General features: G+C 61.4%; 18 protein-coding genes. 11 read left to right on the top strand and 7 right to left on the bottom strand.

Annotation, left to right across the window (positions count from 1 at the left end):
* The first annotated feature begins 129 nt into the window (after window positions 1–129).
* From ACYAS9_RS05100 to ACYAS9_RS05090, 3 genes are all read left to right on the top strand, one after another.
* Window positions 130–1,647 (top strand): amino acid ABC transporter permease/ATP-binding protein, encoded by a 1,518-nt coding sequence (locus ACYAS9_RS05100; RefSeq protein ID WP_463567230.1) that lies wholly within the window; start codon window positions 130–132, stop codon window positions 1,645–1,647.
* Complete coding sequence (locus ACYAS9_RS05095; protein ID WP_463567229.1) at window positions 1,644–3,257, top strand: 5-guanidino-2-oxopentanoate decarboxylase; 1,614 nt, start codon at window positions 1,644–1,646, stop codon at window positions 3,255–3,257. The genes ACYAS9_RS05100 and ACYAS9_RS05095 overlap by 4 nt, the downstream gene beginning before the upstream one ends.
* Window positions 3,258–3,473: 216 nt before the next feature.
* Window positions 3,474–4,919, top strand: a complete 1,446-nt coding sequence (locus tag ACYAS9_RS05090) for an aldehyde dehydrogenase family protein (RefSeq protein WP_463567228.1) — start codon at window positions 3,474–3,476, stop codon at window positions 4,917–4,919.
* Here the strand turns inward: ACYAS9_RS05090 and ACYAS9_RS05085 are convergent.
* The gene (locus tag ACYAS9_RS05085; RefSeq protein ID WP_463567227.1) at window positions 4,894–5,805 is read right to left on the bottom strand and encodes a LysR substrate-binding domain-containing protein; all 912 of its coding nucleotides are present in this window, start codon (window positions 5,803–5,805) and stop codon (window positions 4,894–4,896) included. The genes ACYAS9_RS05090 and ACYAS9_RS05085 overlap by 26 nt on opposite strands.
* A gap of 100 nt (window positions 5,806–5,905) precedes the next feature.
* Here ACYAS9_RS05085 and ACYAS9_RS05080 point away from each other — a divergent pair, with 100 nt between their 5' ends.
* The 3 genes from ACYAS9_RS05080 (at window position 5,906) to ACYAS9_RS05070 (ending at window position 11,776) form a co-directional block, all read left to right on the top strand.
* On the top strand, window positions 5,906–9,313 hold the full coding sequence (locus ACYAS9_RS05080; RefSeq protein WP_463567226.1) for a molybdopterin-dependent oxidoreductase: 3,408 nt from the start codon (window positions 5,906–5,908) through the stop codon (window positions 9,311–9,313).
* Entirely contained in the window at window positions 9,313–10,260 is a 948-nt protein-coding gene (lhpI, locus tag ACYAS9_RS05075; protein WP_463567225.1) for a bifunctional Delta(1)-pyrroline-2-carboxylate/Delta(1)-piperideine-2-carboxylate reductase, read from the top strand. The genes ACYAS9_RS05080 and lhpI overlap by 1 nt, the downstream gene beginning before the upstream one ends.
* A gap of 67 nt (window positions 10,261–10,327) precedes the next feature.
* Window positions 10,328–11,776, top strand: coding sequence for a short-chain fatty acid transporter (locus ACYAS9_RS05070; RefSeq protein ID WP_463567224.1), 1,449 nt, complete (start codon window positions 10,328–10,330; stop codon window positions 11,774–11,776).
* 69 nt (window positions 11,777–11,845) lie between these two features.
* Here ACYAS9_RS05070 and ACYAS9_RS05065 read toward each other — a convergent pair whose 3' ends face one another.
* The 4 genes from ACYAS9_RS05065 to ACYAS9_RS05050 all read right to left on the bottom strand — a co-directional run bounded on the left by ACYAS9_RS05065 (window position 11,846) and on the right by ACYAS9_RS05050 (window position 17,528).
* Window positions 11,846–13,096 carry a ribonucleotide-diphosphate reductase subunit beta gene (locus ACYAS9_RS05065; RefSeq protein ID WP_463567223.1) on the bottom strand — a complete coding sequence of 417 codons (1,251 nt, stop codon included), beginning with the start codon at window positions 13,094–13,096 and terminating at the stop codon, window positions 11,846–11,848.
* A 628-nt stretch (window positions 13,097–13,724) separates the two neighbouring features.
* Entirely contained in the window at window positions 13,725–14,321 is a 597-nt protein-coding gene (locus ACYAS9_RS05060; protein ID WP_463567222.1) for a putative adenosine monophosphate-protein transferase Fic, read from the bottom strand.
* Window positions 14,321–14,491: a YhfG family protein gene (locus tag ACYAS9_RS05055; protein WP_463567221.1), complete on the bottom strand. Its 171-nt coding sequence runs from the start codon at window positions 14,489–14,491 to the stop codon at window positions 14,321–14,323. Before ACYAS9_RS05055 ends, ACYAS9_RS05060 begins: the two co-directional genes overlap by 1 nt.
* A 121-nt stretch (window positions 14,492–14,612) precedes the next feature.
* Entirely contained in the window at window positions 14,613–17,528 is a 2,916-nt protein-coding gene (locus tag ACYAS9_RS05050; RefSeq protein WP_463567220.1) for a ribonucleoside-diphosphate reductase subunit alpha, read from the bottom strand.
* A 75-nt stretch (window positions 17,529–17,603) separates the two neighbouring features.
* On the opposite strand from ACYAS9_RS05050, the gene ACYAS9_RS05045 reads away from it, so the two are divergent.
* Both ACYAS9_RS05045 and fhuF read left to right on the top strand, forming a co-directional pair.
* Entirely contained in the window at window positions 17,604–17,819 is a 216-nt protein-coding gene (locus ACYAS9_RS05045) for a hypothetical protein (protein ID WP_463567219.1), read from the top strand.
* 306 nt (window positions 17,820–18,125) lie between these two features.
* Window positions 18,126–18,830: a siderophore-iron reductase FhuF gene (gene fhuF, locus ACYAS9_RS05040; RefSeq protein ID WP_463567218.1), complete on the top strand. Its 705-nt coding sequence runs from the start codon at window positions 18,126–18,128 to the stop codon at window positions 18,828–18,830.
* Window position 18,831: 1 nt separating this feature from the next.
* Here fhuF and ACYAS9_RS05035 read toward each other — a convergent pair whose 3' ends face one another.
* On the bottom strand, window positions 18,832–19,548 hold the full coding sequence (locus tag ACYAS9_RS05035; RefSeq protein ID WP_463567217.1) for a 4'-phosphopantetheinyl transferase family protein: 717 nt from the start codon (window positions 19,546–19,548) through the stop codon (window positions 18,832–18,834).
* A complete protein-coding gene (locus tag ACYAS9_RS05030) occupies window positions 19,548–20,336 on the bottom strand; it encodes a dienelactone hydrolase family protein (protein WP_463567216.1) in 789 nt (262 codons plus the stop codon). Before ACYAS9_RS05030 ends, ACYAS9_RS05035 begins: the two co-directional genes overlap by 1 nt.
* Before the next feature lie 167 nt (window positions 20,337–20,503).
* Here ACYAS9_RS05030 and ACYAS9_RS05025 point away from each other — a divergent pair, with 167 nt between their 5' ends.
* From ACYAS9_RS05025 to ACYAS9_RS05015, 3 genes are all read left to right on the top strand, one after another.
* On the top strand, window positions 20,504–21,181 hold the full coding sequence (locus ACYAS9_RS05025; protein WP_463567215.1) for a response regulator: 678 nt from the start codon (window positions 20,504–20,506) through the stop codon (window positions 21,179–21,181).
* The gene (locus tag ACYAS9_RS05020; protein WP_463567214.1) at window positions 21,178–22,524 is read left to right on the top strand and encodes an ATP-binding protein; all 1,347 of its coding nucleotides are present in this window, start codon (window positions 21,178–21,180) and stop codon (window positions 22,522–22,524) included. Before ACYAS9_RS05025 ends, ACYAS9_RS05020 begins: the two co-directional genes overlap by 4 nt.
* 281 nt (window positions 22,525–22,805) lie before the next feature.
* Window positions 22,806–24,152, top strand: coding sequence for a dicarboxylate/amino acid:cation symporter (locus ACYAS9_RS05015; RefSeq protein ID WP_463567213.1), 1,347 nt, complete (start codon window positions 22,806–22,808; stop codon window positions 24,150–24,152).
* The last annotated feature ends 44 nt before the right edge of the window (window positions 24,153–24,196 follow it).

The raw sequence follows: 24,196 nt of genomic DNA, 5'->3' as shown, positions 1-24,196 counted from the left end.
GCAGTCGTAAATTTGTGGCGTTTACACAACTTTGCGAGCGCTACGCACTCGGTCGCGGGCAAGCGCGCTCCTACAGGTTACGTGCCAGCCCTGAGCTGATCGCCATCCATCTGCTACACCGAGGTCATCATGGCATTCGAATGGGCCTATTTTTTCTCGCTGTTCTCCGTCCAGGCGTTCTGGAAAGCCTGCCTGACGGTGGTGCAGCTCAGCACCTTGTCCTGGACTCTGGGTCTGGTGCTGGGCTTTGTACTGGCCAGCGCCAAGCTGTCGACGCATGCCTGGTTGCGCCTGCCGGCCAGCCTGTACATCTGGCTGTTTCGCAGCATCCCGTTGCTGGTGCTGCTGGTGTTTGTCTACAACCTGCCGCAGCTGTTTCCGGCCGCCGGCAGCGTGCTGTCGCAGCCGTTTTATTCCGGCCTGATCGCGCTGGTACTGACTGAAACCGCGTACATGGCCGAGATTCACCGGGGCGGCCTGTTGTCGGTGCTCAAGGGCCAGCGCGAAGCGGCCAAGGCGCTGGGCATTCGCGGGCTGGGCGCGCAGCGGCTGGTGATCATCCCGCAGGCGATTCGTATCTCGTTGCCGACGCTGACCAACGAATACGTGACCATCGTCAAACTCACCTCGCTGGTCTCGGTGATCTCGCTCAGCGAGTTGCTGCTGGTCGGCCAGCGCATGTACGCGCAAAACTTTCTGGTGCTGGAAACCCTGGCGGCGGTGGCCGTGTATTACGTGCTGATCGTCACCCTGTTCGGCTGGCTGTTGCAGTGGGCCGAGCGTCATCTGGACCTGTCGCGCAAAAACGCACAAACCCTGGAGGCCGCGCAGGCCGAAGCCTTGCGTCAACCGGCCGGCCTCGCCAAGCCGCGTTGCGAGCAGGTTCCGGGGCAAGCCGACGCCTTGCAACTGCGCAACATTCACAAGCGCTATGGCAACCATGAAGTGCTCAAAGGCATCGACCTTGCGGTGCGGCCCGGTGAGGTGATTTCGATCATCGGCCCGTCCGGTTCCGGCAAGACCTCGTTGATCCGTACCATCAACAGCCTGGAAACCATTGATCAAGGCGAGATCGTGCTGTTCGGCAATGACTTCATCAAGGCCGGCAAGCGCACCGATTCTCCGGTGATCCGCCAGGGCATCGGGCGCATCGGCATGGTGTTCCAGAACTTCAACCTGTTCCCGCACCGCACCATTCTCGACAATGTCATCCTTGCCCCGCGTTACCACGGCCTGGCCAGTACCGCCGAGCTGCGCCGCAAGGGCCATGCGTTGCTGGACCGGGTCGGGTTGCTGGCGCATGCCGACAAGTACCCGCATCAGCTGTCGGGCGGTCAGCAACAGCGTGTGGCGATTGCTCGTGCGCTGGCGATGGAGCCGGACATCATGCTGTTCGACGAACCGACCTCGGCGCTGGACCCGGAGCTGGTGGGCGATGTGCTCAAGGTGATTGGCGATCTGGCGGCCGAAGGCATGACCATGCTGATCGTCACCCACGAGATGGATTTCGCCCTGTCGATTTCCGACCGCATCGTGTTCATGGAAAACGGCTACGTGGTCACCGACGCTTCCCCGGCGGCGATCCGCCAAGAAGGCGATGCGCGGGTGCGGCGCTTTATCGGTCTGGAACAGGAGAGCGCGGCATGAGTACGTGTGGAAGCACTTGTGGAGAGTTTCTGGTCAAGCAACTGCACGCCTGGGGCGTCGACACGGTGTTCGGCATTCCCGGCGTGCACACCGTCGAGCTGTATCGCGGCCTGCCGGACAGCGGCATTCGCCATGTCACGCCGCGCCACGAACAGGGCGCGGGCTTCATGGCCGACGGTTATGCGCGGGTCAGCGGCAAGCCTGGGGTGTGTTTCATCATCACCGGCCCCGGCATGACCAATATCCTCACCGCGATGGGCCAGGCGTATGCCGACTCGATTCCGATGCTGGTGATTTCCAGCGTCAACGAGCGTCACCGCCTGGGCCTGGGCAACGGCTATCTGCACGAGCTGCCCAACCAGCGGGCGATGGTCGCCGGCGTCAGTGCCTTCAGCCATACGCTGATGAGCGTCGACGAACTGCCCGCCGTGCTGGCGCGGGCCTTTGCGGTGTTCGACAGCCAGCGCCCACGCCCGGTGCACATCGAGCTGCCGCTGGACATCATCACCGCTAGCGCCGAGCACCTGACGCTGTCGCCGCGCCAGGTCATCGCCCGACCGGCGCCTGATCTTGAAGCGATCAGCAAGGCGGCTGCGCGGTTGCGCGCAGCCCAGCGTCCGCTGCTGTTGCTCGGCGGCGGTTGCGTGGCCGCGATGGATGAGGTCCGTGAGCTGGTCACCCGACTGGATGCACCGACGGCCCTGACCATCAATGCCAAAGGCCTGTTGCCGGGCGGGCATCCATTGTTGCTGGGCAGTAACCAGTCGCTGGTGCCAGTGCGACAACTGGCGCTGGACGCCGATGTGGTGCTGGCGATCGGCACCGAGCTGGGCGAGACCGATTACGACGTGGTGTTCGACGGCAATTTCAGGATCGGCGGCGAGCTGATCCGCATCGATATCGATGCCGAGCAGTTGACCCGCAACCACGCGCCGCATCTCGCGATCCTCAGCGATGCAACGGCGGCGATACGCGCCTTGCTCGCTGAGTTGCCGGCGCGTGCGGCCAGTGCCGATAGCCTTGGCGTGCAACGCACGGCGGCGGTGCAGCAGCAACTGGCCGAGGATTTCCGCGGCTGGGCGCACTACCGCAAACTGTTCGACTGCGTGCTTGAAGTGCTGCCCGAGGCGCGCTTTGTCGGCGACTCGACGCAGACGGTGTACAGCGGCAACCACCTGGTCGAGCTCAGCAGCCCGCGCCGCTGGTTCAACGCCTCCACCGGCTACGGCACCCTCGGCTACGGCCTACCGGCCGCCATCGGCGCCAAACTGGCCGAGCCTGCGCGGGCGGTGATCAGCCTGATGGGCGACGGCGGCATTCAGTTCACCCTGCCGGAACTGGCCAGCGCGGTAGAAGCGCAGGTCGGCATCATCGTGCTGCTGTGGAATAACCAGGGCTACGGCGAGATCAAGAGCTACATGCAACGCCGCGACATCACGCCACTGGGCGTCGACATCTATACCCCGGACTTTCTCGCGATAGCCCGCGGGTTTGGCTGCGCGGCCGAGCGCGCCCGCGATTACCAACACCTGCAAACCCTGCTGCGCGAAGCCCCGGATGACCGCCCGCTGATCATCGAAATCAACCAGGCCCCACCGTTTGCCCCGTGAGCCCGCTATCGACGCAATCCTCGTAGGAGCGAGCACGAGCTCGCGAATGCTTAGGTGAATTCACAGCAAATGTGGCGGTTTTACGGGCCCTTTCGCGAGCTACCGCTCGCTCCTACGTATTCGATTACAGTCGGAGAGTGTGTGAAAACAGCCTTAACTGATCGGCATTAGTCCCAGGGACTGCGCTGGACTCAATATTTATGATGGAGCCACACCATGAACACCCCGCACTACATCAACGGCCGCTGGCAGGCAGGCGAGGGCGCTGATGTCCTGACTGTTTACGATCCAGCGCTGGGCCAGCCCTTCGCCGAACTGATCGCTGCCAGCAGCGCGCAGGTCGATCAGGCCGTGGCCGCCGCCCGCGCCGCGCTGCCAGTCTGGAAAAACACCCCCGTCACCGAGCGCGCCGCTGTACTGCGCGGTTTCGCCGAGCACCTGACCCAGCGCCGCGAAGCCTTAATCGCCTTGCAGATGCGCAACAACGGCAAGCCTCGCCATGAAGCTGAAGTCGATCTCGACGACGCCGTGGCAACGTTCAGCTATTACGCCAACCTGATCGAAACCCAAGCCAGCCACCGCGACGTCGAACTGGCCGCGCCGGGTTTCAGCTCCCGCACGCGACTGGAGCCGGTGGGCGTTGTAGGCCTGATCGTGCCGTGGAATTTCCCACTGGTCACCAGCGCCTGGAAACTCGCCCCGGCGCTCGCGGCCGGCTGCACCGTGGTGCTCAAACCCTCGGAAGTCACCCCGCTGATCGAGCAGGCCTACGCTGAAATCGCCGACAGCCTCGGCTTGCCCGCCGGCGTGCTGAATATCGTCAGCGGCAAGGCCGACACGGGTGCTGCGCTGAGCAACCATCCGGGTCTGGACAAACTGTCGTTCACCGGCAGCAACGGCGTGGGCAGCCAGGTGATGCGCAGTGCAGCGGCATTCTGCCGGCCAGTCACCCTGGAGCTGGGCGGCAAATCGGCATTTATCGTGTTCGACGACTGCGACCCCGATCAGGCCGTGGAATGGATCGTCGGCGGCATCTGCTGGAACGCCGGGCAAATGTGCTCGGCCACCTCGCGGTTGCTGATTCAGGACGGCATCGCCGAGGCGCTGATCCCGCGCTTGCAGGCTGCGTTCGCGGCGCTGCGGGTCGGTAATCCGCTGACCGAAGAAATCGACATGGGACCACTCACCAGCCAGGCGCAGTGGCACAAGGTGCGCGAGTATTTCTCCATTGCTGATGCCGAGGGTTTGCACTGCCTGACTGGCGGCGCCGCATTGGCAAGAGACGGCTGGTTCGTCAGCCCGACGCTGTACCAGGACGTGCCGGCCAGCAGCCGTTTATGGAACGAAGAAATCTTCGGCCCGGTGCTGTGTACCCAGCGTTTCAGCAGTGAACAAGAAGCGATAGATCGCGCCAACGACAGCCGCTTTGGCCTGGTCGCCACGGTGGCCAGCCACGATATCGCCCGCGCCGAGCGAGTGGCCGATGCGCTGGAGGTCGGGCACGTGTGGATCAACTCGATTCAGGCGGTGTTCGTCGAAACGTCGTGGGGCGGCAGCAAGGGCAGCGGGATTGGAAGGGAGTTGGGGCCTTGGGGGCTGGCGGCGTATCAGGCGGTCAAGCATGTGACGCGCTGTCTCACCGGTTCCGATGCGGCGCCTTGAACCATTCCTGCAAAAACGTCTTTAACTCGAAGAATGCTGCCGCCTGTGGGCGGCCCTTGGCCCAGGCCAGCCCGACATCCATGGAGGGAATCGGGTCCATCAGCGGGCGACGAATGATACGTTGCCCGTCTAGTGACCAGGGTCGGTAAACCAGGTCCGAGAGGATCGCGACACCGTACCCGCACGCCACCAGATTGCGTACGGCCTCGATGGAGGTGGTGCGAAAGTGCGGGACCAGGGTCAGGTGGTAATTGGACCAATAAGTCTCGACCGTGCGCACATGCTCGTCCATGTCGAGCAGGATATAAGGCTGCGTCGCAACATCGGCGAGAGTGACACGGTCAGCGTTCATCAAAGGGTGTTCATGATGCCCCCATAGCTGACGCGGCGAGCGCACCAACGGTTGGCACATCAGGTTACCCGGCGGCAGGTTGGAGGCCAGCAACATGGCCAGGTCCAGCTCGCCACTGTTCAATTGTGCTTCGATCCGTTCGCGGTTCATTTCCACCACGTGCAGTTCCAGGCGCGGGAACTGATGCGTAAGGCTGGCCAGCAATGGGGCAAGCACATAGGCCGAGATGGTTTCGGTGACGCCCAGGCGCAAGGGGCCGCTGACCGGCGAGGGGTGTTCGGTCACCGAGGCCACGGCTTCGCGCAGGGTGGTTTCTATCTGCTGGGCGTGGCGCAGGAAGCGTATGCCGGCCTCTGTCAGGCGCACGCCTGCGGCATGACGGCTGAACAGAGTAGCGCCCACGCTTTGCTCAAGTGCCTTGAGCGAGGCGGTCATCGACGATTGGGTCACATGGCATCGCAGCGCCGCTTTTGATACCTGTCCCGTCTCGGCGATGGCAATGAAATGCTGAAGTTGTTTGGTCGATGGCAGCATTGGTTTTTTCGATACTCCAGCAGTCATTCTTTAAATTATCAATGCATCCGAGCCAGTAATACCATCGAGCCATGATGTTTACCACTCGGCATTGATGCAGATGACTAGCGCCCCATTCCAGGACAAACCCGGTTACTGCACCCTGTGCCGCTCGCGTTGCGGCACGCTCAATCGTGTGGAAGAGGGCCGGCTGATTTGCGTGCAACCCGACCCGCAACACCCTAACGGCAAGGCCATGTGCCTGAAGGGCAAGGCGGCGCCAGAACTGGTCTACAGTGCCGACCGGATTCTGCAGCCCATGCGCCGCACCACGCCCAAACATCATCCCGACCCCGGCTGGAAAGTGATTTCCTGGGAGCAGGCTCTGGATGAAGTGGCGCTGCGTCTGGGCCAGGCACGCGATAGTCACGGTGCCGAGTCAGTGGGGTTTGCCGTGACCACGCCCAGCGGTACGCCGCTGTCTGACAGCATCGACTGGATCGAGCGTTTCATCCGCCTGTTTGGCAGTCCCAATACCTGTTATGCCACCGAGATCTGCAACTGGCACAAGGACCATGCCCATGCCTTTACTTTCGGTTGCGGCATGCCCACCGCCGATTACCGCCACGCCGAGCTGATTCTGCTATGGGGGCATAACCCCAGTAATACCTGGCTGGCTCAGGCCGAAGCCATTGGTGCCGGCGTGCAGGCCGGTGCGCGGATGGTCGTCGTCGACCCGCGAGAAACCTCCCTTGCCACCCAGGCCGACAGCTGGCTGCGGGTCAAACCGGGCGCCGACCTGGCCCTGGCCATGGGGCTGGCCAATCGGCTGATTCAGCGTCATGACTTCGATGAAGCGTTCATTCGCCATTACAGCAACGGACCCTTGTTGGTACGCGAGGATAACGGCTTGCTGCTGCGTGCCGCCGATCTGGGGCTGGAAGGCGATGATGCGTTGATCTGGGTCGCCGGTCAGGTGTGCTGTTCCAGAACCGCAACGCCTGCGCAACTGGATAGCGCTGAGTTGCACGCCAGCGTTGTGGTGCTCGACCAGGCCGGACAGCGTTTGCGTTGTCAGCCGGCCTTTGCCGCCTATGCCCAGGCTTGCGCCGCGTATACGCCTGAGCGAGTCGAGCAACTGGCCTGGATCAGTCCGTCGCAACTTGAGCACACCGCCGCCTTACTGGGGGGCGGCAAGCGCGTGGCCTTTCATGCCTGGTCCGGTGTCGGGCAGCAGGAAAATGCCTCGCAAACCGACCGGGCCATGGCATGCCTGTATGCATTGACCGGCAGTTTCGATCGATGCGGCGGCAACCGGCAGTACAACAAGCCGCCGTTCAATTCAGTCGCCAGTCATGAACTGCTGGCGCCAGAGCAGCGTGCCAAGGCCCTGGGGTTGAGCGAGCGCCCGCTGGGGCCGCCGAGCCAGGGCTGGATCACCGCCCGTAGCCTGTACCAGGCGATTGTGCACGAGCAGCCGTATGCCATTCGTACGTTGATGGCGTTCGGCACCAACCTGCTGGTGTCACAGCCGGAAACCCACTTGGGCCGCGAGGCATTGGAAAAACTCGACTTCTATGTGCATTGCGACCTGTTCGAATCGCCCAGTGTCCGTTACGCCGACCTGCTGTTGCCGATGAACACACCCTGGGAGCGCGAAGGCTTGCGCATCGGCTTTGAGACCAGCGAGCGAGCCGAGCAGTGGGTGCAACTTCGCCAACAGATGGTGCCGGCCCAAGGGCAATCGCGTTCCGATTGCGAACTGGTGTTTGCGCTGGCCGAGCGCCTGGGGTTGGGCGAACACTTCTTTGGCGGTTCGCTGGAGAAGGGCTGGGACCACATGCTGGCGCCGACCGGCTTGAGCGTCGCGCAACTGCGCAACCGGCCGCAAGGCATTGCCGTACCGACCGAGAATCGCGAGCGGGCCTTCAGCCAGCGCCTGCGCGGTAAAGCGTTCAATACGCCCAGCGGGCTGGTGGAACTCTACTCGGAACGGTTGTTGCAGCATGGTTATGCGCCGTTGCCGCGCCCCCTCGAAGGGCAGGAAAATCCTGTGCTGGAGGCGGCCTTTCCGTTGCTGCTCAGCTCAGCCAAGAACGGTTATTACTGCCATAGCCAGCATCGCAGCCTTGCTTCGCTGCGCAAGAAGGCGCCGCAGCCGGTACTGGAAATATCCCCGCAACTGGCCGGTGAGCGTGGTATCGATAACGGCGACCGAGTGCTCCTCAGTACGCCACAGGGCCAGGCACGTTTCACTGCGCGTATCAGTGCCAACCTGCATCCGGCCGTGGTACTGGGCGAGCACGGTTGGTGGCAGGCCTGCGAAGTGATGGGGCAGGGTGAGCTGCCCATTGGCAATCTGGGCAGCAACTTCAATGCGCTGATCAGCGAGGTGCGTCAGGACCCGATCAGTGGCTCATCGCCGCTGCGCGGAGCACGTTGCCAGGTAATACGCGATCCGCAACAACCCGACCAGTTGCGGCGCTGGGAAGGTTTTCGCACCTTTGTCGTCAGCGCGCTCGTGCTTGAGGCACGCGATGTCATGGGTGTGCATTTCGAGACCGAGGACGGTGGCCAGGTACCTGACTTTTTGCCCGGCCAGCACTTGACCTTGCAAGTGCAGACGCCCGAGGGTCCGCTGTTGCGCTCCTATTCGCTGACCGGTCCGGCCCGACTGGCCGGGCGACGCGGCTACAGCATTGCGGTGCGCCATGCCGTGGGCAAGGATGAAGAGGGCAAACCGGTGCAAGGGCTGATGTCCAGCTTTGTGCATCAAGGCCTGGCTTTGGGGGATCGGGTCGAACTGCGCATGCCGGCCGGGAACTTCGTCGTGCCCATCGAGGGGCGTCGCGCGCTGTTGCTGATTGCCGGTGGCATCGGCATTACGCCATTCCTCAACCTGCTCGAATCCTTGCCGCTCGATCAGTCCGGCCCGCCGATCGTGCTGCTGTACGGCAACCGCGACGCCGCCACCCACGCCTTCAAGTCACGCATCGAGGCGTTGATCAAACGCTTGCCGCGCGTGCAGGTGATCAATGTTTACAGCGCCCCGCGCCCCGAAGACCGTGAGGGTGTGGACTACCAGTTCAAGGGCTGGATGTCTCTGGTCCAGGTGCCCAAGGCCCTGCTCAGGCAGCGCCCGCTGATCTATCAATGCGGTCCGCCGGCGATGATGAAGGCTTTTAGCGAAGCGCTGGATGCCTTGGGTACGCCGAGGATGGACGTCCATCAGGAGGCATTTCGTTCGCCGCAGGTGGCCAGCATTTTACCCGGCCAGGCGTTCGATGTGGTCTTTGCCCGCTCCGGTGTCACCCATACCTGGACGTCAAGCGATGGCCCCTTGCTCAACTTTGCCGAACGCCTGGGCCTGAGTTTGCCCAGCGGCTGTCGCGTGGGCCAGTGCGAGAGCTGTGCCGTGCGTATCACCCAAGGGCAGGTCGCACACCTGCATGGCCAGTCACCCGACAGCGATGACACCTGCCTGGCATGCCAGGCGATACCCACCAGTGCATTGACGCTGGAGGCTTGATGGAGACCCCTGAAATGCTGATTTTCGACACTGGGCAAACGCGCGCTGCGTTGCCTTTCGAGACATTGATCCCGGCGCTGCATGAGGCGTTTCTTACGCCTGCGCAGGTGCCATTGCGGCATATCCATGATGTCTCGGCACAGGCTGGCAGCAGCGCGACGGTGTTGCTGATGCCAGCCTGGAACACGCACTACTTCGGACTCAAGACGGTGGCGGTCTACCCGGAAAACGCGCAGCGGCAACTGCCGGGCCTGCATTCCACCTACATGCTGTACGACGCGACCAGCGGCGTGCCGCTGGCGCTGATCGACGGCAACGAGATTACCTCGCGGCGCACCGCTGCAGCCTCTGCGCTGGCAGCGTCGAGACTGGCGCGTGAAGATGCCCGCAGCCTGCTGGTGGTCGGTGCCGGCCGGGTCGGCAGCTTGCTGGCTGCTGCCTATCACAGTGTGCGAGCCATCGAGCGCGTCTGGGTGTGGGACATCAATGAGGCCCAGGCCCAGGCGCTGTGTGAGCGCTTGCAAGCCGAAGGCTTCGACGCCGAAGTCGCCCCCGACCTGCAAGCGGCCTGTGCCCAGGTAGATATCGTCACCTGCGCGACCTTGTCGACCGCACCTCTGATTCAGCGTGCATGGCTGCGCCCTGGCACGCATCTGGACCTGATCGGCGGTTTCACACCGCAGATGCGCGAGACCGACGACGCGTGTTTTAGCGATACCTGCGTATTCATCGATACCGACGAAGCGTTGCTCAAGGCCGGTGACCTGCTGGAACCGATCAACAGCGGTGTATTCGCCGCCACCCGCGTACTTGCCGATCTGGCAGGCCTGTGTCAGGGCCGTCATCCGGGGCGCAGCGATGCGCAGCAAATCACGGTGTTCAAAGCAGTGGGCACTGCCCTGGAGGACCTCGCCGCTGCGCAGTTGGTGTACTCGAGTCACTCATAACAATTAGATCAAGCATCCTTTTTAGTTACTGCCTGTCCAGCCCAACCAACACAAGAGGAAGACAGCTATGCAAGATACTTTGATACGCACTGATACGACTGAGCCCCATCCCAAGCCGGGTTTCTTCGAGTGGATCGCCGTGAGCGTGTCCAACTGGTCCGAGCGCTGGTTTCCCGATTCCTACATCTTTGCCGTGCTGGCAGTGGTACTGGTGGCCATCGGTGCACTGGCCGGTGGCGCGTCCATCACCTCGGTGGCCGGCGCCTTCGGCGATGGCTACTGGAGCCTGATCCCGTTCACCATGCAGATGGCGGTGGTGGCTATCTCTGGTTACGTGGTGGCCGTATCACCGCCGGCGTCTGCCTTGATCGAGCGCATGGCCGCCTTGCCCAGAACCGCGCGAGGGGCGATCACCTTCATCGCGTTCGTGAGCATGTTTTGCTCGTTGTTCAATTGGGCAATCAGCATGATCTTCAGCAGCCTGCTGGTGCGTGCCATCGCCCGTCGCCAAGCGCTGCGCATGGACTACCGCGCCGCCAGCGCCGCAGCCTATCTGGGCATCGGGGCCACCTGGGCACTGGGCTTGAGTTCAGCCGCCGCGCAGATCCAGGCCAACCCGGCCAGTCTGCCCAAGTCTTTGCTGGACATCACGGGCGTCATTCCCTTCTCCGAGACGATCTTCCTCTGGCAGTCGATGCTGATGGCGGTGATTCTGATGGTGGTCTCGATGCTGGTCGCCTGGGCCAGTGCGCCATCCCCGGAGCGGGCCCGTACCGCGCAGGAAATGGGTGTCGATCTGTCGCAAGAAAGCGATGATTTGCCGCCTAAACAGCGCCCCGGTGAATGGCTGGAATACAGCCCGTTGCTGACCTTGCTGGTGGTAGCGCTAGGGGCCGTATGGGTGTTTCGCGAGTTCTCAACCAAGGATCCGGTGTTCGCGATTTCCAACCTGAACACTTACAACCTGCTGTTCCTGCTGATCGGCATGCTGCTGTGCTGGCGACCCAAGCGTTTCCTGCGGGCGGTGTCACGTTCGGTACCTTCGGTGGCCGGCGTGTTGATCCAGTTCCCGTTGTACGGCTCGATTGCCTTCATCCTCACCAAGGCCGCCGGCAGCGATGGCGCCACGCTGTCACATCACATTGCTGCTGCGTTCGTGTCGATTGCCGACAAGGACAATTTCGCCGTGGTCATGGGCATGTACTCGGCGGTATTGGGATTCATCATTCCATCTGGCGGTGGCAAATGGATCATCGAAGCGCCCTATGTGATGCAGGCAGCGAACGAGCTGCAAATGCACCTGGGCTGGACGGTGCAGGTCTACAACGCCGCCGAGGCACTGCCGAACCTGATCAACCCGTTCTGGATGCTGCCGCTGTTGGGCGTACTGGGCATCAAGGCCCGAGACATGGTGGGCTTTACGTTCACCCAGTTGCTGGTGCACCTGCCGCTGGTGATGTTCATGCTCTGGGTATTTTCGTTGACCCTGACGTATACGCCGCCAGTGATGCCCTGACCGGTAAGCGTTGACCCACAAAAAAGCCAGGCCGCTTGCGCGCCTGGCTTTTTCATTACCGCGAGCCGATCAATCCCAGCTCAGCGCCCCGCCAGTCTGATACTCGATCACACGGGTCTCGAAGAAGTTCTTCTCTTTCTTGAGGTCCATGATCTCGCTCATCCACGGGAACGGGTTGGTGGTGCCCGGATACTCTTCTTTCAAACCGATCTGGGTCAGGCGGCGGTTGGCGATGAACTTGAGGTAGTCCTCCATCATCGCCGCGTTCATGCCCAGTACGCCGCGCGGCATGGTGTCGCGGGCGTATTCGATTTCAAGCTGGGTGCCTTGCAGGATCATCTGCGTGGCTTCTTCTTTCATCTCGGCATCCCACAGGTGCGGGTTTTCGATCTTGATCTGGTTGATCACGTCGATGCCGAAGTTCAAGTGCATCGACTCGTCGCGCAGGATGTACTGGAACTGCTCGGCGACGCCGGTCATCTTGTTGCGGCGACCCATCGACAGGATCTGGGTGAAGCCGCAATAGAAGAAGATGCCTTCCAGTACGCAGTAGTAGGCGATCAGGTTGCGCAGCAGCTCTTTGTCGGTCTCGACGGTGCCGGTCTTGAATTCCGGGTCGGAGATCGAGCGGGTGTACTTCAGGCCCCAGGCTGCCTTTTTGGCGACCGATGGAATCTCGTGGTACATGTTGAAGATCTCGCCTTCATCCATGGCCAGCGATTCGATGCAGTACTGGTAGGCGTGGGTGTGGATCGCTTCTTCGAAGGCCTGGCGCAGAATGTACTGGCGGCACTCCGGGTTGGTGATCAGGCGGTACACGGCCAGCACCAGGTTGTTGGCAACCAGCGAGTCGGCAGTGGAGAAGAAGCCCAGATTACGCAGGACGATGCGGCGCTCGTCGTCGGTCAGGCCTTCAGGGTCTTTCCACAGGGCGATGTCGGCGGTCATGTTGACCTCTTGCGGCATCCAGTGGTTGGCGCAGCCATCGAGGTACTTCTGCCAGGCCCAGTCGTACTTGAAGGGTACGAGCTGGTTGAGGTCGGCGCGGCAGTTGATCATGCGCTTCTCGTCGACCGCAACGCGGGCCGAGGCGCCTTCCAGTTCAGCCAGGCCTTCAGCGACATCCAGAGCGTCCAGGGCTTGCTTGGCGCGGACCAGTGCGGCCGAGTCGGCGGCGGTTACAGCGCGCGCTTCCTTGGCTGCAGCACCACCGGCGCTGTCGAGGCGGTCCATGGCCGCTTCATGGGCCTGGGCGGCCTGGTTGGGTTTGGCGGCGATGACTTCGCCGTCGTCCTTGTCGAATTCGTCCCAGCTCAGCATGGGTTACATCTCCTGCGAGAGGGTCACCTTGAGGATGACCGATGGATTTTGAAGTAGGCGTTGCCAGCGTTGCGATGCTGCGGCTGGCAACGGGAATGTGTCGAGTAGTCTCGGGTGTTCTAAGGTGTCGGATCCGGGAGAGTGTGCGTGTGGTCCGGGACGCTACGACGCTGACAGCGGCAGGCGAACCTGGGATTCGAATCCATGCTGGATTCCGGTGAGCCGGCCTTGCGTACGCCATTGGTCATATGAGTACCCCCGGATCGAGGGCGCGGATTATACAGAATATTGCGCCGCGCTGCCTTAAACCGTTCAGAAAATCAGTCTGAAAAAGTGGCTTTCTTTCGCGTACCTGCAAGGTGATTTTCCCCGTTGGGGCAAACACTTGGGGTTACGTCGAAAGGGTCCATATTGTGTTTCTTTTTGATAGAAGGCACAACATATAGTTTCGTGACAGTGTGCTCAGTGTTTGTGCGTCAGCAGGATTCTGACCGCGAAAAGAGCGTGAGGTTCTGATCCGGATCAGGGTTTCAGGCCTTGAGTTGGCTGCTGTAAACGGTGATTCGCGATGAGCCATTACGGCTTGCGTACGGAGGTCTATCGATTGCCTGGCAAGCGACGAATGGCGCTATTGGAGAGGTTGGCCTATGCACCGTTCGAACACTGCGTGCATGGCACCGTAATCGCACACCACGGCATTGATATTAGCCTGGATCCACTGGTCCATTTCGATCCCCCACCAATCGATTTCATAGCCTGCATTGACGATGAGATGCTCAAACAGGATGCGCTGAGATCTGCCGTTACCTTCACGAAACGGGTGCACCATGTTCAGATCGCCAAACAACTCTGCACTGGCGCTTATCAGTGCTGGGCGACTCATGCCTTCGAACCAGTTTGCGCGTGCCAGCGCAGCGAACAGCTTATTGGCCTCGGGCTCGATGCGCGATACGGTGCAAAAGTGTGTCGTTGCCTTGGAAATGTCGACTGTACGTAACTCTCCGGCCCAGTCATACAGGTCTGAAAACAGTCGTTTGTGAAGGCTTTTCAGATAGGCAAGATTGTACGGGGGAAGGGCAAAGTCGATAGCGTCGGCAGACAGTTCGGATAGCGCGCGCTCGGCTTGTGTCAGCGTTGAGTCGTCTTCGATACCCAGACGGTTACGCAACACTTGAGTGCCGGGGTAACAGTAGGGGTCCTGGCCGGCACCATATTTATCAAGCATCAGGCTTTTTGGGTGCGGTAGGTTTTAAGCAGTTGCTCACGAGTAGGACGTGCCCGTTCTATATCGGATGGGCTGCTATCAAAACCTTCAAGACGCAGGCTGGCGGCGTAATTGGATTTTCGGGTCTTGGCGCAGTAGGCCTTTTTGGTTTCCAGAGAGGGCGTGGACATGATGCGGCCTCGGCTGTGACAAAGGTGCAAGTGTAGCCAAAAATACATAGGTCATGGCGCAAAAAAGCCCCGCCTGCTTCAACAGAAGCAGGCGGGGCTTGTGGTATTGCTCAGTCAGGCCTTATTGGCAGGCTTCGCAATCCGGCTCATCGATCGCACAGGCTTTCGGCACTGGAGCAGGACCGGCTGGCGCTGCTTCGCTTGGGCGTGGGGCGGCGATGGACGATTCGTCCGGGCCGTGGCCACCGCTCGATACAGCGTTGAGCTTGCCGGTGTTGATGGTCGACTTCTCGGTGCTGGTCGCGGCCAGGGCACGGAGGTAGTAAGTGGTTTTCAGACCACGGTACCAGGCCATGCGGTAGGTCACGTCCAGCTTCTTGCCCGAAGCGCCGGCGATGTACAGGTTCAGCGACTGGGCCTGGTCGATCCATTTCTGGCGACGGCTGGCCGCGTCGACGATCCAGCGAGCGTCAACTTCGAAGGCGGTGGCGTACAGCTCTTTCAGTTCTTGCGGGATACGCTCGATCTGCTGCACCGAACCGTCGTAGTACTTCAGGTCGTTGATCATGACCGAGTCCCACAGGTCGCGGGCCTTGAGGTCGCGTACCAGGTACGGGTTGATCACGGTGAATTCGCCCGACAGGTTCGATTTCACGTACAGGTTCTGATAGGTCGGTTCGATCGACTGCGACACGCCAGTGATGTTGGCGATGGTGGCGGTCGGTGCGATGGCCATGATGTTGGAGTTACGAATGCCTTTCTGTACACGGGCGCGGACGGGTGCCCAGTCCAGGCTTTCTTTCAGGTCGACATCGATGTACTTCTGGCCACGCGCTTCGATCAGCAGTTGTTGCGAGTCCAGCGGCAGGATGCCTTTGGACCACAGCGAACCCTGGAACGTCTCGTAGGCGCCGCGCTCGTCGGCCAGGTCGCAGGAGGCCTGGATGGCGTAGTAGCTGACCGCTTCCATCGAGTCGTCGGCAAACTGCACGGCAGCGTCGGAACCGTAAGGAATGTGCTGCAGGTACAGCGCGTCCTGGAAGCCCATGATGCCCAGGCCGACCGGACGGTGACGCAGGTTGGAGTTACGTGCCTGCGGTACCGAGTAGTAGTTGATGTCGATCACGTTGTCGAGCATGCGCACGGCTACATCGATGGTGCGCTTGAGCTTGGCGGTGTCCAGCTTGCCGTCGACGATGTGGTTCGGCAGGTTGATCGAGCCCAGGTTGCAGACTGCGATCTCGTCCTTGTTGGTGTTCAGGGTGATCTCGGTGCACAGGTTCGAGCTGTGGACCACGCCCACGTGCTGCTGCGGGCTGCGCAGGTTGCACGGGTCCTTGAAGGTCAGCCATGGGTGGCCGGTTTCGAACAGCATCGAGAGCATCTTGCGCCACAGATCCTTGGCCTGGATGGTCTTGAACAGCTTGATCTTGCCTGGGTACTGGCTCAGGGCTTCGTAATACTCGTAACGCTCTTCGAAGGCCTTGCCGGTCAGGTCATGCAGGTCCGGCACTTCCGATGGCGAGAACAGGGTCCACGGGCCGTCGTCGAAGACGCGCTTCATGAACAGGTCCGGAATCCAGTTGGCGGTGTTCATGTCGTGGGTACGACGACGGTCATCACCGGTGTTCTTGCGCAGCTCGATGAACTCTTCGATGTCCATGTGCCAGGTTTCCAGGTAGGCACAGACAGCGCCCTTGCGCTTGCCGCCCTGGTTGACCGCAACGGCGGTGTCGTTGACCACTTTCAGGAACGGCACGACGCCCTGGGATTTGCCGTTGGTGCCCTTGATGTAAGAGCCCAGCGCGCGCACTGGCGTCCAGTCGTTGCCCAGGCCACCGGCGAATTTGGACAACATGGCGTTATCGTGGATCGCGTGGTAGATGCCCGACAGGTCGTCCGGCACGGTGGTCAGGTAGCAGCTCGACAGCTGTGGACGCAGGGTGCCGGCGTTGAACAGGGTCGGGGTCGACGACATGTAGTCGAAGGACGACAGCAGGTTGTAGAACGCGATGGCGCGGTCTTCACGCTGCTTCTCTTCGATGGCCAGGCCCATGGCCACGCGCATGAAGAAGATCTGCGGCAGTTCGAAACGTACGCCGTCCTTGTGGATGAAGTAACGGTCGTAAAGGGTCTGCAGGCCCAGGTAGGTGAACTGCTGGTCACGCTCGTGGTTGATGGCCTTGCCGAGTTTTTCCAGGTCGAAGCTGGCGAGCTCAGGGTCCAGCAGCTCGTTTTCGATACCGGTGGCGATGTAGGCAGGCAGGGCCTTGGCGTACAGGTCGACCATCTCGTGGTGGGTGGCGCTCTCGGCCACTTCCAGGAAGCCCAGGGCTTCGGCACGCAGGGTGTCCATCAGCAGGCGGGCGGTGACGTACGAGTAGTTCGGCTCGCGCTCGACCAGGGTACGGGCGGTCATCACCAGGGCGGTGTTGACGTCCTTGATGGCCACGCCGTCATAGAGGTTTTTCAGCGTTTCGTTCTGGATCAGGTTCGCATCGACTTCGGCCAGACCTTCGCAGGCTTCGGTGACGATGGTGTTCAGGCGCGCCATGTCCAGAGGCTCGAGGCTGCCGTCGGGGCGAGTGATGCGGATCGACGGGTGCGGCTTGACGGCGGTATCGCTGCCAGCGCGACCGGCACGCTCTTTGGCGCGCGAATCACGGTAGATGACGTAGTCGCGAGCGACCTTTTGCTCGCCGGCACGCATCAGAGCCAGTTCGACCTGATCCTGGATTTCTTCGATGTGGATAGTGCCGCCCGATGGCATGCGACGCTTGAAGGTCGCAGTGACCTGTTCGGTCAGGCGGGCAACGGTGTCATGAATGCGCGACGAAGCGGCGGCGGTACCGCCTTCAACTGCGAGGAACGCCTTGGTGATGGCGACGGTGATCTTGTCGTCGGTGTACGGGACGACAGTGCCGTTACGCTTGATCACACGCAATTGACCGGGTGCGGTCGCGCTCAGGTCCTGCTGGGCCTGGCTCGCGTGCGGCGCGTTGGCCGGCTGATTCTCGCGAGTTGTGTCTGTCTGCATGGGGGTCTCCACAGTTCTTTAAGTATGTTCGGGCATTGCTGCCCACCATGCCGGCTGCTACCGGCTGGAGGAGGGTTGGGCGCCGCTCCCCGGCTTGGAAAAATCAAAGACACCGGATTGAAGCCCGGTGCCTGGAAATCATTTGAAGAGTGCCGGCTGGTTATTGCAGAACATGCGTGGTGGTCGTTCTGCGACCTCGACCATTCGCGCGAGCGATTGGTCTATGAAACCGGTGGTAAGTTCAACCTCGCAGGCGTGATAAAAGGCTTGAAATATGGCCTGGAGTTGTGATCGTGATTTTTTGGCTCAAACCCTACATCTAGGGTCTGTTTCGCTCAGGGGCTACAAGATAATGCGTTTTGCACATCAGTTCAACGCACTGTCCGGTGCTGCCTGTGGATAGGTTGTGAGTAAAGCTGTGCATGATTGGGCCTCAGCCCGCATAACTTATGGGCGGGCTGTCCTTGCCTGTTTTTTTAAATTTACCGACGAACTGACGCTGAATTTTGCGGGCGCGAACCCTATCACAGAATTTGTAATGTGCAAGGGTGATCTGGCATGTGTCGTGCATTGCCGTCGCAATGAAAAGGTAACCCGATGATCCAGACATTATTCGAGGGGCCGCTGCAGCCTTTCGGCCAGACGGTACTGGCTGAAAATGCAGAGGCTGCCAGTGTGGCGTTGCCCTCGTTATTGGTGCCTGAACGCCTGGAGGTTGTGCTTCACGATCTTTATGGGCCGCACTTGCTGGCCAGCCACAAGCCGGTGCTGGTTTCGCAGTGGGCCAAGTACTATTTCATGCTGTTGATCCCGCCGGTGCTGGTGGCCAGTCTCGCCCATGACTGGCGTTGGCCGTTGACGCTGCCGCACATCGCCCTGGCGCTGGATGAGCGCGGTGTGCCGCAAGGCATCAGGTTTCTCGGGCAAGGCCAATGTGAGCCGTCTGTGCCCGGCAAGCCGTTGCAGCGTTTTGCCGGGTTGCTGGATGACAATCTGCAGCCGTTCATCGAGGCCTTGAGCGCCTATGCCAAGCTGCCCCGCGCCGTGCTGTGGAGCAGCGCCGGCGACACGCTGGAGCACTGCCTGACGCGGCTTGAGCGTATCGACCCGATCCTTGCGCGTGATGGCTGGCCGTTGCTGGATCAGCCGCGGCACGCTGACGGGCAGGCCAATCCGTTATTCAACAGCGTGACTTACGTGCCGCAGGCAAGTGGCGAGCCGCGTCGTCGGCGGCGCGCCTGTTGCCTGAGCTATCAAGTGGAATGGGTCGGGCGCTGCGAGCATTGCCCGCTGCCGGGCTGAATCACTGTGCGATGGCCACCAGGCTCAGCAGGTGGTCGTTGTGCAGGCTGAACTGGCCCTGCAACTGCTTGCCGTGATACCACTCTTCAGACAGGTCGCACAGCAGGCCCAGTCGCACCTGGCCATCGGAGGACCAGTCCAGCACCTGCGCATCCTCGAAATAGAAGCGCTTGCCAACCAGCGGGTAAAGCGCCTTGAACAGCGCCTCCTTGATCGAAAAGGTCAGGGTGACGCACAGTGCCACCTGATCGGCCGGCAATGCCTGCATGCGCGTCAGTTCGTCGGCGGTCAGGATTTCGCCGGCCAGGCGGCTGGCGCGTTCGGCATCCAGCACATGCTCGGCATCCAGGCCCAGGCCGCGCCATTGCGTTTGCGGCGCGACGATGGCGGCGGCCCAGCCGGTGCTGTGGGTGATCGAGCCGCAAATGCCCGGCGGCCAGACCGGCGCGCGGTCTTCACCGATGGCGGGCACCTGCACACGCCCATCAAGCCGGCGCAACGCTTCACGGGCACACAAGCGGCCTGCAAGAAACTCGGTCTGGCGCTTGGCGACCGAGCGCTGAATGCTGGCCGGCGGCTCGATCCGGCAACGCTGCCAGTCGTCGGGCGTCAGCCGTTTCGGATCGAAGTGGGCGCTTATCAATACCACCCCTTTCAACGGCTGATGAAGCGGCCAGTCCGGCTTGAGATCGGGGCAGCAGTCGGGCAGGGATGTCATCAGCCAAAGATCTTCTTGAAGAATGCCTGCATGTCCGCCCACGAGCTCTGGTCGGCGGTCTTGCTGTAACCGATGTCCGGGCCGCCGTGGTCGCCATGGCTCAGGCGATCGGCGTCAGGATTGGTGAAGCCGTGCTTGGCGCCTTCAATACTGACGAATTTATAGTCGGCACCGGCCGCGTCCATTTCCTGCTTGAAGGCTGCGACATCCTTCGGCGTGACCATGCTGTCGCTGGCGCCATGCTCGACCAGCAGCGGCACCTTGATGCCGGGTTTGGCCGGGCTTTGTGCGGCCAGGGCGCCGTGGAAACTGACCACGCCGGCCAGTGGCTCGCCGCGACGGGCCGCATCGAGCACGACTTTGCCGCCGAAGCAGTAGCCGATGGCGGCGATCTTGTCCGGGTTGGTCTGTGGCTGTTTCCTCAACTGCTCAAGGCCGGCATCGAAGCGCTTGTTGGCCGCCTCGCTGTCCTTCAGGGCCGCCTGCATGAAGGCCATGGCGTCCTTGGGGTGTTCGGTGTTCTTGCCGTCGCCGTACATGTCGATGGCCAGGGCGCTGTAGCCCAGTTCTGCAAGGTCGCGGGCACGGCGCTTGGCGTAGTCGTTCAGGCCCCACCATTCGTGTACCACCAGCACGCCGGGGCGCTGGCCTTTGATCGCGTCGTCATAAGCGTAATAGGCCACCAGTTGCGTGCCATCGCTACTCTTGTAATTGACCTGCTCGGTTTTGATCGCGGCCTGGGCCAGTCCGGCCAGGCCCATGAGGGTCAATCCAATCAAGACGCGCATGTGTAAATCCTTTTCAACGTAAGCTGGAAGGCCAAGCCTAGCCGATTTGCTTATCGGGATGCACGGCAGGTGTTCAGTTGAAGTTCAGGGCCTGGCCATTACTGTGAAGGCATAGCGTCGTCGCCCAAGGTCGTTATCATGGGCGTTCACGGATCGAGGAGAGCTGAATGAAGTTGTTGGTGGTCGAGGATGAGGCGCTGTTGCGCCATCACTTGCGCACGCGCCTGAGCGAGGCCGGGCATGTGGTGGAGGCGGTGGCCAATGCCGAAGAGGCGTTGTATCAGGTCGGGCAGTTCAATCATGACCTGGCGGTGATCGACCTGGGCTTGCCGGGGCTCGGCGGGCTGGATCTGATTCGTCAATTGCGCACACTGGGCAAGGCCTTCCCGATCCTGGTGCTGACCGCGCGTGGCAACTGGCAGGACAAGGTCGAAGGCCTGGCCGCCGGTGCCGACGACTATGTGGTCAAGCCGTTCCAGTTCGAAGAACTCGAAGCGCGGCTCAATGCCTTGCTGCGCCGTTCCAGCGGCTTCATTCAGTCGACCATCACCGCCGGCCCCTTGCTGCTGGACCTCAACCGCAAGCAGGCGACCTTGCAGGAACAGCCGCTGGCGCTGACCGCCTACGAGTACCGGATTCTTGAATACCTCATGCTGCATCATCAGCAAGTGGTGCCCAAAGAGCGGCTCATGGAGCAGTTGTACCCCGATGACGACGAGCGCGACCCGAATGTGATCGAGGTACTGGTCGGCCGCTTGCGCCGCAAGCTCGACACGGCGGCGGCCTTCAAGCCGATCGAAACCGTGCGCGGCATGGGCTATCTGTTTACTGAGCGCTGCACATGATCCGCTCGCTGCGCCTGCGCCTGATGCTGGGCGCAGCGACCCTTGCCGTGATTTTCATGCTGCTGATGCTGCCGGCCCTGCAAGGCGGCTTCAGCATGGCCTTGCGCGGCGCCATCGAGCAGCGCCTGGCTTCGGACGTGACCACGCTGATTTCTGCGGCCCGTGTTGAAGGCGGCCATCTGTTGATGCCGTCGTTGTTGCCCGGTGAGCAGTTCAACCTGCCGGGCAGTCGCCTGCTGGGCTACATCTATAACCGTCAGGGCCAACTGGTGTGGCGCTCGCTGGCGGCCGAAGCCGAAGACATCAATTACCACCCGTACTATGACGGGCAGGGCAGCAAGTTCGTGCGCATCAAGAATGCCGAGGGCGAGGAGTTCTTCGTCTATGACGTCGAAATCCGCCTGCTGGGCGGTCGCAACGTGGCGTTCAGCATTGTCGCGGTGCAGTCCTTGCGCGGTTATCAGGAGACGGTCGGCGAGTTGCGCAAGAAGCTTTATCTGGGCTTCGGTGCGGCGCTTGTGGTGTTGCTCGGCTTGTTGTGGCTGGGCCTGACCTGGGGCTTGCGCGCACTCAAGGGTGTCAGCAAGGAGCTGGACCAGGTGGAAGCCGGCGAGCGCGACAGCCTCGGCGAAGATCACCCCAGCGAATTGCTGCGCCTGACCGGCTCGCTCAACCGCCTGCTGCGCAGCGAGCGTGAGCAGCGCATCCGCTATCGCGACTCGCTGGGCGACCTTGCGCACAGCCTGAAAACGCCGCTGGCGGTGTTGCAAGGGGTCAGCGAGAACATCGCCAAGCGCCCTGAAGATGTCGAGCAGGCGCGGGTGCTGCAATCGCAGATCGAGCGCATGAGCCAGCAGATCGGCTATCAGTTGCAGCGCGCCAGCCTGCGTAAAAGCGGCCTGGTGCGTTATCACGTCAAGCTGCGGCCGGTGGTCGAAAGCCTGTGCAACACCTTGCAGAAGGTCTATCGCGACAAGGAAGTCAGGGTCAGCCTCGACCTGCCGGACCATGGCCAGGTGCCGATGGAGGAGGCGGCGCTGATGGAAATGCTCGGCAACCTGCTGGAGAACGCCTATCGCCTGTGCCTGGGCGAAGTGCGCGTCAGCTTTGTCAGTGGCCCTGACGGCGACCAGTTGTGTGTCGAAGACGACGGCCCGGGCGTACCGCCGAACCAGCGTGCGCGCATCCTGCAGCGCGGCGAACGGCTGGACCGGCAAAACCCGGGGCAGGGCATTGGCCTGGCGGTGGTCAAGGACATCATCGAAAGCTACAACGCCCACCTGACTCTGGAAGACTCGCCACTGGGCGGCGCGTTGTTCCGCATTCACTTCATGGCTGAGTAATTCTGGCGGATACCCGCCACCCCTCAGGAGATTTTTTTCGAATACGGCGGAAATCCGCCACGCACTCTCTTCAGAAACGTCTAGTTTCATAAGTGCGGCCCTTGCCGGGTGGGGCTTTATAGAAAAAATCAAAGGCTGGCACAGCTGTTGCTATACAAGTCGCAGATGTCTGCCACGCGCAGCTCGACAAAACAAATCCCTCCAGTGCAGGAGGGTTACGCTTTATAGGCAACGCAAGCATCAGACGGACTGTGCGTGCGAAGCCCTTGAGGATAATTGCAATGACGACTCGTCAGCCTTTCTACAAAACTCTGTATTTCCAGGTCATCGTGGCCATCGTGATCGGTATTCTCATCGGTCACTTCTATCCTGACACCGGCAAGGCCCTCAAGCCGCTGGGCGACGGATTCATCAAGCTGATCAAAATGGTCATCGCCCCCATCATCTTCTGTACCGTTGTCAGCGGCATCGCCGGCATGCAGAACATGAAGTCGGTCGGCAAGACCGGTGGTTACGCGCTGCTGTACTTCGAAATCGTGTCCACCCTGGCCCTGATCATCGGCCTGGTCGTGGTCAACGTCGTTCAGCCGGGCGCCGGCATGAACATCGACGTCAGCACCCTCGATGCCTCCAAGATCGCGGCTTATGTAACGGCCAGTAAAGACCAGAGCATCGTCGGCTTTATCCTCAACGTGATTCCGAACACCATCGTTGGCGCCTTCGCCACCGGTGACATCCTGCAAGTGCTGATGTTCTCGGTGATCTTCGGCTTCGCCCTGCATCGCCTGGGTTCCTACGGTCGTCCGGTGCTGGACTTCATCGATCGCTTTGCCCATGTGATGTTCAACATCATCAACATGATCATGAAGCTCGCCCCGATCGGTGCCTTCGGTGCCATGGCCTTCACCATCGGTGCCTACGGTGTCAGCTCGCTGGTGCAGCTGGGCCAGTTGATGATCTGCTTCTACATCACCTGCGTACTGTTCGTGGTGCTGGTGCTGGGCGCCATCTGCCGCGCTCACGGTTTCAGCGTACTGAAGCTGGTGCGTTACATCCGTGAAGAGCTGATGATCGTACTGGGTACTTCCTCGTCGGAATCGGCCCTGCCTCGCATGCTGATCAAGATGGAGCGCCTGGGTGCACAGAAATCGGTAGTGGGTCTGGTGATCCCGACCGGTTACTCGTTCAACCTCGACGGTACCTCGATCTACCTGACCATGGCCGCCGTGTTCATCGCCCAGGCGACCAACACCCACATGGACATCACCCACCAGATCACCCTGCTGCTGGTGCTGCTGCTGTCCTCCAAAGGTGCTGCTGGCGTGACCGGTAGCGGCTTCATCGTTCTGGCTGCAACCCTGTCGGCCGTAGGCCACCTGCCGGTTGCCGGTCTGGCGCTGATCCTGGGTATCGACCGCTTCATGTCCGAAGCCCGCGCCCTGACCAACCTGGTCGGTAACGCCGTTGCCACCGTGGTTGTGGCCAAGTGGGTCGGCGAGCTGGACACTGACAAGCTGCAGTCCGAGCTGGCTTCCGGTGGCTCGTCCATCGTTGAAACCCGCCACGAAGACGACCTGGGTGTTGCTGAAGGCCCGGCTCCGGTGAGCACCACCAAGCCTGTGGTCTGATACTTCCCAGACAGAAAAAACCCATCTTCGGATGGGTTTTTTCG

The organism is Pseudomonas sp. HP_08 (assembly GCF_055284095.1).
Note: the sequence above shows the minus strand (reverse complement) of the source record. Positions and strands in the feature narration are given on the sequence as shown.